Annotated in this window: 9 protein-coding genes; 6 read left to right on the forward strand and 3 right to left on the reverse strand. The window is 66.2% G+C overall.

The annotated features are described in order from the left end of the window. Window positions 1-45: 45 nt before the first annotated feature. Window positions 46-3,570, reverse strand: coding sequence for a mechanosensitive ion channel domain-containing protein (locus AC54T3_RS08995; protein ID WP_496624111.1), 3,525 nt, complete (start codon window positions 3,568-3,570; stop codon window positions 46-48). 41 nt (window positions 3,571-3,611) lie between these two features. Then, the gene (gene argA / locus AC54T3_RS09000; protein ID WP_496624112.1) at window positions 3,612-5,033 is read right to left on the reverse strand and encodes an amino-acid N-acetyltransferase; all 1,422 of its coding nucleotides are present in this window, start codon (window positions 5,031-5,033) and stop codon (window positions 3,612-3,614) included. 237 nt (window positions 5,034-5,270) lie between these two features. Between argA and sucC the strand changes: the two genes are divergently transcribed. The 3 genes from sucC to AC54T3_RS09015 all read left to right on the forward strand — a co-directional run bounded on the left by sucC (window position 5,271) and on the right by AC54T3_RS09015 (window position 7,778). Further along, window positions 5,271-6,467, forward strand: coding sequence for an ADP-forming succinate--CoA ligase subunit beta (sucC, locus tag AC54T3_RS09005; protein ID WP_496624113.1), 1,197 nt, complete (start codon window positions 5,271-5,273; stop codon window positions 6,465-6,467). Continuing rightward, window positions 6,464-7,336, forward strand: a complete 873-nt coding sequence (sucD, locus tag AC54T3_RS09010; protein ID WP_496624114.1) for a succinate--CoA ligase subunit alpha — start codon at window positions 6,464-6,466, stop codon at window positions 7,334-7,336. Before sucC ends, sucD begins: the two co-directional genes overlap by 4 nt. 103 nt (window positions 7,337-7,439) lie before the next feature. After that, window positions 7,440-7,778: a P-II family nitrogen regulator gene (locus tag AC54T3_RS09015; RefSeq protein WP_496624115.1), complete on the forward strand. Its 339-nt coding sequence runs from the start codon at window positions 7,440-7,442 to the stop codon at window positions 7,776-7,778. Window positions 7,779-7,864: 86 nt separating this feature from the next. Here AC54T3_RS09015 and AC54T3_RS09020 read toward each other — a convergent pair whose 3' ends face one another. Next, window positions 7,865-8,686, reverse strand: a complete 822-nt coding sequence (locus AC54T3_RS09020; protein ID WP_496624180.1) for an outer membrane protein assembly factor BamD — start codon at window positions 8,684-8,686, stop codon at window positions 7,865-7,867. 175 nt (window positions 8,687-8,861) lie between these two features. Here AC54T3_RS09020 and rluD point away from each other — a divergent pair, with 175 nt between their 5' ends. The 3 genes from rluD to AC54T3_RS09035 all read left to right on the forward strand — a co-directional run bounded on the left by rluD (window position 8,862) and on the right by AC54T3_RS09035 (window position 12,834). Continuing rightward, the gene (gene rluD, locus AC54T3_RS09025) at window positions 8,862-9,806 is read left to right on the forward strand and encodes a 23S rRNA pseudouridine(1911/1915/1917) synthase RluD (RefSeq protein ID WP_496624181.1); all 945 of its coding nucleotides are present in this window, start codon (window positions 8,862-8,864) and stop codon (window positions 9,804-9,806) included. After that, the gene (pgeF, locus tag AC54T3_RS09030; protein ID WP_496624117.1) at window positions 9,787-10,563 is read left to right on the forward strand and encodes a peptidoglycan editing factor PgeF; all 777 of its coding nucleotides are present in this window, start codon (window positions 9,787-9,789) and stop codon (window positions 10,561-10,563) included. Before rluD ends, pgeF begins: the two co-directional genes overlap by 20 nt. A 93-nt stretch (window positions 10,564-10,656) precedes the next feature. After that, a complete protein-coding gene (locus tag AC54T3_RS09035; RefSeq protein WP_496624118.1) occupies window positions 10,657-12,834 on the forward strand; it encodes a carboxy terminal-processing peptidase in 2,178 nt (725 codons plus the stop codon). Window positions 12,835-12,841 lie beyond the last annotated feature (7 nt).

Consider the following 12,841-nt stretch of genomic DNA (forward strand, 5'->3'; position numbering starts at 1 on the left):
GCGAGAGTATAGCCGCTCCACCGGAGCGCCGGACAGCATCGACGGTCAAGCCTGGTCGGCGGAGACCTTCCCGCGCCGCAGACGAAACTCGATTGGCTCGGGCGCGCGCAACTGCACATTCCGCCGGGGCAGGGCGAGCCTGATGCCGGCGGCCAGGAATTTCGTATTGATGGCTTGGTGCAACTCACTGATGACCGGCAGCCGGAAGTCGAGGCTATCGAGGTAGCAGCGCAGCACCAGCGTGAGCGCTTGCTCGCCAAAGCCCTCGAAGGTGATCACCGGCTCCGGCTCATCGAGCACCCGCGGGTGCTCGGCGGCGACCTCGGCGAGCAGGGCGAGCGCCTTGTCGGTATCGCTGCCGTGCTCGACCCCGACCGGAATCACCAAGCGGTTGATCTGGTCGCTCAGGGTCCAGTTCAGCAAGCGCCCGGTGATGAACTCCTTGTTCGGCACCAGCAGCTCCTGTTTGTCCCAGTTGCGGATGGTGGTGGCGCGGATCTGGATGCGGGTCACAGTGCCGGTGATGTCGCCGATGGTGACCGTGTCGCCGACCCGCACCGGTCGCTCGAAGAGGATGATCAGGCCACTGATGAAGTTGGCGACGATCTCCTGCAGCCCGAAGCCGATGCCGACGCTGAGCGCGGCGACCAGCCATTGCACCTGCGACCATTGCAGCCCGAGGGTGCCGACGACCAGCAGGAAACCGATGGCGGTGACCAGGTAGCGCGTCAGCGTGACCAGCGTGTAGCGCGCGCTGGCGCTGATCTCGGTGTTCTTCAGCAGCAGGATCTCGAGCAGTGCCGGGAGGTTCTTGATCGCGATCAGCGCGGCGGTGGCGAGCACCAGGATCATCCCGAGATCACCGAGGGTGACCGGGGCCAGCTCCTCGATGCCATCGATCTCGGCGGTGTAGCTCCAGAGCGTGATGCTGTCGAACAGATTCAGCGCCGGCAGCACGTCCGACCAGATCATCCAGAAGGCCACCGCAGCGATGATGGCGATGCTGCTATTGAGCAACTGCCGCGTCTGGCTATCGAGCGCCGCCAGATCGACCGGATCATCGTTCGCATCGCTCCACTGCGCGCCTTGCTCCAAGGCCTCACGCTGGGCCTCGCGTTGGGCACGGCGCTCGAGCGCAGCCTCCAGCGCCAGCCCGCGCCGGGTCAACACCAGCCAGCGCGCGACCATCTGGTGGAACACGACTAATGCCAGCGCCAGCCAGAGCAGGGCGGCGATCGAGGTCAATAAGGTGCTCGCGGTGTAGATGAAGCCGGTGAGGGCGAGCGCCGCAAGCGCGGCCGGCATCGCCACCGCGAAGGGATACCAGAGCAGCCGCGAACGGCTGAGCCAAGCCCTTGGTCGGGCCGCGAGCAGGTGCTTGAACACGCCCCGGCTGGGGTGCAGCAACCAGGCCGTGAGGGCCGACAAGCCCAGGCAGAGGAGGATCAGCGCGAGTCGCCCCAGGGTGCCATCGAAGGCGGGGTGATGGGCGCGGCCGATGGTCTCGGCGACGAAGCCGATCGGCAGCAGCAGCAGCGCGGCGCCCTTGAATCCACTGCGCAGTTTAGCCAGGTTCTCCGAACTCCAGCGGAAGTGGCGCGCGGCGACGCCCCCGTTCATGCACAGCAGCCGGAACGCGCGCAGATAATAGAAGGGCAGCGCGATCGTGAGGAGTCCCTGACCGACGGCGAGTACAAACGGGGAGGCGCGCGGCGTATTGTGCAGCGCCCATCCCAGCACGGCGACGAGCAAGGGCCAGGGCAGCGCGAGCAACAGAGTCAGACCGAGCGCGGAGAGCGAATAACCGAAGCGATCGGTGCTGATCCGGCGCATCGGTTCGGCATAATCACGGATGCGGCGTCGCAGCAGGGGGCTTGCCGCTAACAGTCCCAGCACGGTGAGAAGGCCGAACCAGAAGCGCGTCGACGCGGCCGCCGCCTGGCGCGTGGCCTGGAGAACGCTGGCCCAGTGCTCCGGTGCCACCAGCCACCAAACCGCTTGGGGAAACGGACCGAATGGCTGCTGGGTGATCGGGGCGGCGTTGCGCACCCAGAGCAGGTTCTCGGCGAGGAAGTCACGATAGCGCTTGACCAGGTCGGCGTATTGGTCGGCGACGAAGTCGATATCGGCGATCGCGCGCTGATAGCTCTCTTTCAGGTGCAGCGCGCGATCGAGCAGGTCGCGCTGACGCAGCAACTGCTCGCGAACCTGCGCCTGGAGCGCTGCCGTGGCGCGTTCTCCGCTCAGCTGCTTGGCGATCGCGGCGTCGAGATCCTCGAGCGCGCGCAGCTCGTCGCGCAGTCGCAGCTGGCTCAGGGTCAGCTGCGCGATCTGTGCGGCGCGCGTGTTCGCCTGCTCGCGCATGCTGCTGGCGTCTGGCAGATCGGTGCGTTCATCGACCAGGATTTGTCCCACCGCTTGGCTCAGCCCGGCAACACTGATGCGCGCGCGCGCCCGTCTGAAATCATTCTCGGTCTCTCGCAGCTGGTCCTCGAGTGTGGACTGTTGCTCGTCGAGCCGAGCGAGTGCTGCGGTGATCTCGCTGATCGTCTCGCTGATCTGACGATTGCGCTGCGCAAGCTCGCGCACCAATGGATCGGCATCGCCGAGTTCGCGCTCCGCAGATTCAGTCTCTTGCCGTGTCTGCTCGGCCTCGATGCGGCGCAGGCGGTCCGCCTCGTTCTCGAGGTAGGTCCGACGCAGGCGCGACCGCTGCAGTTGCGCCGCGCGCTGTGCGCGTTGGGCCTCGGCGAGCTGACGCCGGGCCTCGGCGCTGAGGATCTGTTGCTCGAGCATCAAGATCTCGGCGCGCAGGGCATCGCGCTCGGTCTCGAGCGCCCAGGTCTGGGCTTGGCGGACACCCTCGGGTTGCCCGTCGGGCTGTGGTCGCTTAAGCACGTCTTCCAGCGAGGCCAGCAGCTGTGGTATCTCGCCGAGGCGTCGGCGTGCGCTCATGAGCTGCTCGGATTCTTGCTCGAGGCTGTCGTTGAGCTTGCTGAGCTGCGCTTCGAGCGATGCGGCTTCGGCTTGTTCGCGCGCGAGTCGCTGCTCGATCTGTTTGATGCTGATATCCGTGGGTAGATCAACCGGCGGATCGCGGGGCGTCTCCAGCTCGGCGAGTTCGGCGCGCAGTGCTTCGACCTCGGTCGGCGCCGTCTCCAGGGCCTCAAAGTAGCTCATGGCTTGCGCCTGCGAGGTGCTCAACGTCTCTAGGTTGTTGAGGACGTTGCGATAGCGCTCGCTGAGACGTTGCTTGGTTTCCTCGGGCAGGGTCTTATTGTCAGCGAGTTCGCTGAGCTTGGCCTCGACCTGCTCGCGCGTCACGGTCGCCTGGATGCTCAGGGGCGCCTCTGCCGGGAGAGTTGACTGCGCGGTCGCGGTCGCGATCAACAGGCTGGCGGGATCGGCTAGGGCGACAAGCAGCATCAGCAGGCCGAGCAACAGCGTCGTGGCGGCTTGTGGGTGCTGGCAGCGAATGCGCCGAGCGCGGTGATGATGGGTGGTCGAGTGAGCGGGCGAGCCGGCGAGCGAGTGAACGCGCTGGCGAGCGCGCAATCCGAGACTAGGCATGGGTATTCGACGGCGTTCGAGGTGAGCTGGCGTGCTGAGCGCTAGGGATGCAGTGGCTTGATGTAGACCTGCGAATTGCGTGCGTTGTTGTACTGGCGCCGGCGCTCTTCGGGGAGGTCGTCGACATCGCCGGGCAGGAAGCCGCGTTCGCGGAACCAGTGCGCCGTCTGCGTTGTGAGCACGAAGAGCCGCTCGAGGCCCAGCGCGCGGGCTTGCGCTTCCATGTGCGCGAGCAGGCGATCGCCACGTCCCTGGGCGCGATAGCTTGGGTGTACGGCGACGCAAGCAAGTTCCCCGATCCGCGCGCGCGGGCAGGCGGACAGCGAGGCACAAGCGATGATGGTGCCATCGAGTTCGGTGACCTGGAAGCGGTCGATGATCAGCTCCAGCTCCTCGGCCGTGCGCGGCACCAGGATGCCGGCGCGCTCCATCGGCTCGAGCAGGCTGCGGATGCCGGGGATATCGCTGCTGTGTGCCGCGCGCAGGCGTTCGTAGGGCTCGCCGGTCATCAGGGTGCCGGCGCCATCGCGCGTGAACAGTTCGCGCAGGAGCGCGGCGGGGTTCTCCCGGCCGACAATGTGGACGCGGGCGACACCGTGCTCGCAGGCCTCGGCGCCGGCGCGCAGCGCTTGCGCGAGGTCCTCACTGATATCGCCGCGCTGGGCAAGCAGGGTCGCGACCTCGGCGCCGAGCAGGTGCGAGCGGACCCGAGGCGCTTGGTCGGCATCGAGGGGTGCTTGTTCGGCGGCATCGCGGGGTGTTTGGCTTGGTGCCTCGTCGCTGGACGTCTGGCTTGGTGCTTGGCTGGGCGCCTCGCAGAGGCCGCCGCCTTCGACGAGGAAGATCAGTTTGTCCGCTTGCAAGGCAATAGCGGCCGCGCGCGCGACATCGGCCGCAGTGAGGTTGAAGACCTCGCCGGTCGGCGAGTAGCCGATCGGCGGCATCAGTGCGACGGCGCCATCATCGAGCCGCTGGCCGAGTGAGGCGCGGTCGATGCGGCGTACCGCGCCGGTGTGCTTGTAATCGATGCCGTTGAGCACGCCGATCGGCCGCGCGAAAACGAAATTGCCAGAGGCGACTGGGATGCGCACGCCGGCCATCGGCGAGTTCGCCAGGCCCAGTGACAGCAGGGCCTCGATCTCGACGCGCGCGGTGCCGGCGGCCTCCTTGACGCAGGCGAGGGCGGCCTCGTCGGTGACGCGCAGGCCGTTGATGACCTGCAGCGCAGCGCCGCGCTCGGCCAACCGGCGCTCGATCTGGGGGCGGGCGCCATGCACGATCACCAGGCGGATGCCGAGCCCATGTAGGAGCGCGATGTCATGCACCAGCTCGGGCAGGCGGGCATCGTCGAGCGCCTCGCCGCCGACGGCGATGACGAAGGTGCGGCCACGGTGCGCGTGGATATAGGGGGTACAGTGCCGGAACCAGTCAAGGAAGGGGTCGGCGGGTGTGCGGGAGACCATCGGGCGAGTCCGAGCTTGAGTAAACGATCGCGCAGCGAGCGCGGGCTCATGCTCATGCCAAGCCGTTCGCCGCTGCGGTTTGTCTTGTGGCGGAATGGGGTTGGTTGGACGCGGTACTTGGTCGTGGCCCGCGAATCCCGCAGAATACGCCATCACTGTCCGTTTCGGGGAGGCCTTGGCGCTGACGGCGCCGCTTGCCTTGGACTCCCAGGGGCCACGCCGCATGTTGGTTTTTTCATGAATCTGCACGAATATCAAGCGAAACAGCTCTTTACCCGCTTCGCGATCCCGGTGCCCGAGGCGCGCGTGGCCGCGTCGCTTGAGGAGGTGCGGGCGGCGGCGGATGTGCTCGGCGTGCCGACGCTGCTCAAGGCGCAGGTGCATGCCGGTGGCCGGGGTAAGGCCGGCGGCGTGCAACGCTGCGCGTCGGTGGCCGAGCTGGAGGCCCAGGCACAGGCGCTGCTCGGCAGCCGGCTGGTGACGCCACAGACGCCGCCGCAGGGGCTACCGGTCTCGCGGTTGCTGTTGGAGACGCCGGTCGCGATCGCGCGCGAACTCTATCTGGCGCTGCTGGTGGACCGCGCGGCCGAGCGCATCGCCATCATGGCCTCGGCCGCCGGGGGCATGGACATTGAGGCGGTGGCGGCCGCTCAGCCCGAGGCGGTGCGGGTCTTGCACATCGAGCCGGCGATGGGTCTGCGCCCCTGGCAATGCCGCCAGATCGGGCTGTTCCTCGGCCTGACAGCGGCGCAGCAGCCGGTCTTTGAGCAACTGCTGAACGGACTGTACCAGTTGTTGATCGGCTGCGATGCGCGCCTGGTCGAGATCAATCCGCTGGTGGTGACCCAGGACGGCGAGCTGATCGCGCTGGATGCGAAGCTGGATCTGGACGACAGCGCCTTGTATCGGCATCCGGAGCTGGCGGCGCTGCATGATCCCAGCCAGGAGGATGCGCGCGAGGTCGCGGCGCGCGCCGAGGGGCTGAGCTACATCAGCCTCGATGGCGATATCGGCTGCATGGTCAATGGTGCCGGACTGGCGATGGCGACCATGGATCTGATTGCGCTGCATGGCGGCGCGCCGGCCAATTTTCTCGATGTCGGCGGCGGTGCCACCGCCGATCGCGTTGCCCGCGCCTTCGCGCTGGTGCTGAGCGATGACAAGGTGGCGGCGGTGCTGGTGAATATCTTCGGTGGTATCGTGCGCTGCGACCTGATCGCCGAGGGCATCCTCGCGGCGGTCCAGCAGGTCGGCGTCAAGGTGCCGGTGGTGGTGCGCCTGGAGGGCACCAATGCCGCCCTCGGGCTGGAACGGCTGGCGCACAGTGGGCTCGCGATCGAGACCGCCGCAACCCTGGTCGACGCGGCCAATAAGGTGGTCAAGGCCGTAGCCGCCCAAGGCGCAACCATCCAGCACGCCGGAGGTGAGGCATGAGTGTGCTCGTCGATGCGAGGACGCGGGTGATCTGTCAGGGTTTCACCGGGCGCCAGGGCAGCTTCCACAGCGAACAGGCGATCGCCTACGGCACGCGCATGGTGGGCGGCGTGACGCCCGGCAAGGGCGGGCAACGGCACCTGGGGCTGCCGGTGTTTGATACGGTCCACGCGGCGGTACGCGAGACCGGCGCCGAGGCCACCATGATCTATGTGCCGGCGGCCTATGCGGCCGATGCGATCCTGGAGGCCGCCGATGCCGGCATCCGAGTGATCGTCTGTATCACCGAGGGTATTCCGGTGTTGGAGATGCTCGCGGTGAAGGCGGCGCTGGCGCGCGGCGGGGCCATGCTGATCGGGCCGAATTGCCCGGGGATCATCACGCCTGGGGGGTGTAAGATCGGCATCATGCCAGGCGCTATCCATACACCGGGGCGGGTTGGCATCGTCTCGCGTTCCGGTACCCTGACCTATGAGGCCGTCGAGCAGACCTCTGCCGAGGGGCTTGGTCAGAGCACCTGTATCGGCATTGGCGGCGATCCGATCCATGGGTTGGATTTTGTCGACTGTCTGGCCTTGTTCGAGGCCGATCCGGACACCGACGCGGTGCTAATGGTCGGTGAGATCGGCGGCGGTGCCGAGGAGGCGGCCGCCGAGTTCGTGCGCCGGCGCATGACCAAGCCCGTCGTGGCCTATATCGCCGGCGTGACCGCGCCGCCTGGCAAACGCATGGGACACGCGGGCGCCATCGTCAGTGCCGGCAGTGGAACCGCCGAGGCCAAATATCAGGCGCTGGAGGCCGCCGGTGTTCAGGTGGTGCGTTCGCCCGCGCTGCTTGGCCGGCGTGTCGCCGAGCTGCTTGGTCAGTAAGCCGGCGGGTCAGATGGGTCAGTCAGCCGATGGCTATGGTCAATCCCCGGGCAGGCTCTTATACTCACCCGATTACCAGCCGAAAGGTTGAACGGAGAATCGCATGAAGAAGGTCGAAGCCATTATCAAACCCTTTAAGCTCGACGACGTCCGCGAGGCGCTGTCGCAGGCTGGGATTACCGGCATGACAGCCATCGAAGTCAAGGGCTTCGGCCGTCAGAAGGGTCATACCGAACTCTACCGCGGCGCTGAGTACGTGGTCGATTTCCTGCCCAAGGTCAAGGTGGAACTCGTGGTCGCCGACGACCAGCTCGATACCTGCGTCGAGGCGATCACCAAGGCGGCCCGTACCGGCAAGATCGGCGATGGCAAGATCTTCGTCAGTTCGGTCGATCGGGTGGTGCGTATCCGCACCGGCGAGGAGAACGAGGCCGCGATCTGAGCCCAGGATCTGAGCCCAGGATCTGAGCCCAGGATCTGAGCCCAGGATCTGAGCCCGGCCTCCCGCCTCCTCCGTGTCCTGATCCCTCAGTTTCGATCCAGGCCGAGATAATCCCAGACGCGTCGCGCCAGGCTGACCTCGCTGGGGTCTGGCGTATCGTCGAGGAAGCGGCCCGCCTCGCGGTTCATCACCAAGACCCGGCGCGCATCGGCGGCGAGTTCATCCTCGCCGAGCCGCTGGTAGCCTTCGATCATCAGCTCCAAGGCATCTTCGACGGCGCTGGTGCGCTGGAAGCGCTCGACCACATACTGGCCGCGCGCCACGGCGGCGAGATAAGCCCCTCGCTCCATGTAGTAGCGCCCGACGTGCAATTCCCCTTCGGCCAGCATGTTACGCAGATGTAACATGCGCTGCCGGGCATCGGCGGCATACTTGCTGTTGGGATAGAGACGCACAAGCTCCGAGAAGTCGTTGAAGGCGTCCATCGCCGAGCCGGGGTCGCGCTGCGCGGTGTCGAGCGGGAAGAAGCGGTCGAGGAAACCGATGCTGCGGTTGTAGTTGACGATGCCCTTGAGAAAGTAGGCATAGTCGACGTAGGGGTTTTGCGGATAGAGCTTGATGAAACGGTCCGCAGCGGCGAGCGCCTGCTCGGGCTCTTCGGCCTTGTAATAGGCGTAGGCGATGTCGAGCTGACCCTGCATCGCGAAACGACCGAACGGGTAGCGTGCTTCCAGTTTCCGGTAGAGTTCGATGGCGCGCTTGTAATTGGCGGAATCGAGTTCGCGCGCGGCTTTGCTATACAGCTCGTTCGCCGACCAGCCCTCGGTCTCGTCGAATTCCTTGCCGAAGATGCCGCAGCCACTCAAGAGGGTCACAGCGATGAGGGTCGTCACTAGGAGTCGGATCATGGAGAATGCGGCGTCGCTGCGCGTGTTCATGGGTCGAAGAGATGGCGCCTCAGTATACTGAATCGACGTGACAGTCACAGACGCGAGCCCAGATATTGCCGACATCGCCCAACGCGAACCACGGCGCGAACCACAGTGCGAGCAGGCCAGGCTCGAGGAATCCGAGACCCAGTCCTTGCGGCTGCGGCCCGAGCACGCCGGTCGTCGGCTCGATCAGGTGCTCGCCGAGCTGCTTCCGGCATTCTCGCGCAGCCGACTGCGGACCTGGATCGAGCAGGGGCGGGTGTCGCTCGACGGGCATCAGCCACGGCCGAAAGACCGCGTGCGCGGGGCCGAGCAGGTGCTGGTCCGGCCCTTGATTGAGTCCTCCGGAGATTGTCTGCCGCAGCCGATTCCGTTGCGAGTCGTGTTCAAGGATGCACATCTGTTGGTGATCGATAAACCGGCGGGTCTGGTCGTGCATCCGGCTGCCGGGCATCCAGACGGCACATTACAGAACGCGCTCTTACATTATGACCCGCGCCTCGGTGAGCTGCCGCGCTGCGGGATCGTCCATCGCTTGGACAAGGACACCACGGGGCTGATGGTGGTCGCACGCAGCCTGCTGGCGCATCGCTCGCTGGTCGCGCAGCTCAAGGCGCGCAGCGTCAAGCGCGATTACCGGGCCTTGGTGGTCGGACAGCCCAAGGCCAGTGGCCGCGTCGATGCGCCGATTGGGCGGCATCCAACGCGGCGCACGGCCATGGCCGTGGTCGCTGGTGGCCGGCCGGCGGTGAGCGAATACCTGGTGTTGGAGCGTTATCGCGACCACAGCCTGCTTGGCGTGCGGCTGCAGACCGGGCGTACGCATCAGATTCGCGTCCACATGGCCCATCTGCGCTATCCGTTGGTGGGTGATCCACTTTACGGAGCCGGCACGCGCTCCGCCGCTGCCGCTCGTCCCGAGTTGGCCGCAGCGCTGCGTGGCTTTCCGCGCCAGGCCTTGCATGCCATCGGGCTTGGGCTGATCCATCCGGCGAGCGCAGAGCCCATGCACTGGCAGGTGCCGATGGCCGCCGATCTGGCCGCGCTCCGTGCCCTTTTGCAACAGGATAGCGATGATGCGGCTACTGAGACCTGATTGGCCAGCACCCCATTGGCCAGCACCCCCGGCGGTGCGCGCGCTGAGCACGACGCGCGAGGGTGGCGTGAGCACGGGGCCTTACGCCAGTCTGAATCTGGGCGACCATGTCGGCGATGATCCGGTGGCGGTGCAGCGCAACCGCGCGCTGTTGCGCGCGCAGGCGGGGCTGCCGGTGGAGCCAGACTGGCTGCAACAGGTGCATGGCTGCACGGTCAGCGCGTTGCCACGCGCGACGGGTGGAGGGTGCGCCGCCGATGCCTCGGTCGCGTTCGGGCCGGGCTCGGTTTGTGTGGTCATGACCGCCGACTGTCTCCCGGTCCTACTCTGTGATGAGGCCGGCAGCGTGGTCGCGGCGGCCCATGCCGGTTGGCGCGGCTTGGCGGCCGGTGTCCTTGAGGCCACGGTGCGGCGCATGGAGCGCCCGGGCGAGCAGTTGCTGGCCTGGCTGGGGCCGGCGATCGGTCCGGCGCATTTCGAGGTCGGCGACGAGGTGCGCGACACCTTCTGCGCGGCGCGCACCGAGGCGACCGCTGCCTTTCGTCGCACCAATGAGGGGCGCTGGCTGGCCGATCTCGGGCTGCTCGCGCGCCAGCGGCTCGCCGAGCTTGGCGTGCGCTGGATAGGCGGGGGGGAGCATTGCACCTTTGCCGAGGCGGACCGATTCTTTTCGTACCGGCGCGATGGGGTGAGCGGGCGCATGGCGAGTCTGATTTGGCTCGAGCCGTGCCCGTTGCCCGACCCCGCACTCGGGTGAAGCCGAGGGCGGCGGAGGTTTGATTGATCTCGAGACCTGGTGCCGCTACTCTCTTTAATGATCAGATCATTAGGATCCACAAAGCACGAGACCATGAGTAAACGACGCCTCCACTCGGCAGCCCCGATCGCGGTTCACAGCCAGGCACCACAGCACGCCTGCCGGCCTCGGGCCATGGCGCTCGGCCGTCTCCTGGCCGTGCTGCTGAGCGCGTTCCTCGCCTTCGGCGCGCTGGCCAAGACCCAAGAGGTCGGCCTCGCCGAGCTGTTCCCCGATGAGCGTCAGGCTCGCACCATGGTGGTGATCAACAAGGTGCTCGAGCGCTTTCACTATCGCGACTTCGCGCTCAGCGATGCCTTCGCCGGTGAGGTCATCGACAACTACTTCAGCGACCTCGACTCGGGCCGACTGTTCTTCCTGGAGCGCGATGTGGAGCGCTTCCAGCGTTCGGCCGCGCGCCTCGATGACGACCTGGCCAAGGGCAAGATCGATACCGCGTTCGATATCTTCCGCGTCTACCGGATGCGGGTCGATTCACGCATCGACTATGCCCTGTCGCTGCTGCAGCGACCGTTCGATTTCGAGCGCGATGAACGCTACCTGTTCAAGCGCGACAAAGCCGACTGGGCCGCCAACGAGGCCGAGCTGAACGAGATCTGGCGCAAGCGGGTCAAGAACGACTACTTGCTGCTGAAGCTTGCCGAGAAGAGCGATGAGGACATCCGCAAGCAACTGCGCGAGCGCTATACCGGCATTACGCGGCGGATTCATCAGTTCACCGCCGATGACGTCTATCAGGCCTTCGTCAACGCCTACACGCGCACGCTCGAGCCGCATACCAGCTATATGTCGCCGAGCACCTCGGAGAACTTCGACATCAGCATGCGCCTCTCGCTCGAGGGCATTGGCGCGGTGCTGCGAGCCGAGAACGAGTACACGGTGATTCAGCGCACCATTCCCGGCGGTCCCGCGCGTCAATCGGGTCAGATCCAAACCGGCGATCGGATCGTCGGCGTTGGCCAAGGGATCGATGGCGAGATGGTGGACGTGGTCGGTTGGCGGCTGCAGGATGTCGTGGACAAGATTCGTGGACCCAAGGGCTCGGTGGTGCGGCTGCAGACCTTGCCGAAGTCCGAGGCGGTCGGCGGGCGCATGCGCGAGGTCTCGCTGGTGCGCAACGAGATCAAGCTCGAGGATCAAGCGGCGCAGCGTTTCCTCATCGAGAGTCCGGAGAATGCGACCGCGCTGCGTATCGGCGTCATCGAGGTGCCAGCCTTCTATCGGGATTTCCGCGCCGAGTCCGCAGGGCGGCGGGATTTCCGCAGCACCACCCGCGACGTGCGCGCCCTGATCGAGGACCTCAAAGCCGATGAGATCGATGGGCTCATCATCGATCTGCGTGGTAATGGCGGTGGTTCGCTGACCGAGGCGCTGGAGTTGACCGGCCTGTTCATCGAGGAGGGGCCGGTGGTGCAGGTCAAGGACTCGTTCGGTAAGATCGAGGTCGAGGTGGACCCGGACCCGGCGATCTTCTACACCGGCCCGCTGGCCGTGCTTGTTGATCGCAACAGCGCCTCCGCTTCCGAGATCTTTGCCGGAGCCATCCAGGACTATGGTCGCGGCATCATCATTGGCGAGCCCACCTTCGGCAAGGGCACGGTGCAGACGCTGATCGATCTCGATCGCTACGTGCCGGGCGATGATACGCAGCTTGGGCGCCTGCGCCTGACCATGGCGGAGTTCTTCCGCATCAGCGGGGCCAGCACGCAGCTGAAGGGGGTTGAGCCCGATATCAGCTTCGAGCTGGGCTTGCAGGGCATCGAGCATGGCGAGCGCTCACTCGACAATGCACTGCCCTGGGGACGGATCCGCCCGGCCAAGTTCGAGGTCAATGCCGGGTTCGATCTTGAGACGCTAAAGCGCAAGTCGGCGCAACGCATCATTGAGGATGATGGGTTCAACATGCTCTTCGCCCAGGCCCGCGTGCTCAGCGAGATCGAGGCCCAGGATCAGGTCTCGCTGAGCGAGCGCGAGCGGCGTGCCGAGTCCAACCGCCGCGATCAAGTGCTGAAAGAGCGCAAGGCGGCGTTCCTGCGCGCCCATGGGATCGAACCCGTCGATGAGGATGCCGATCATGTCGACGAGGACGCGTTGGAGAAACAGCAGGAGGTCATCGATCGCATCCTGACACGAGAGGCGGCTCGCATCCTGGCCGATATGATCGTTCCACGGGATGCCGGTGAGCGGCCACGCGCGGCCATGAGCGACTGAGACCGCG

The sequence above is a fragment of the Halochromatium sp. NSM3 genome (assembly GCF_059621085.1).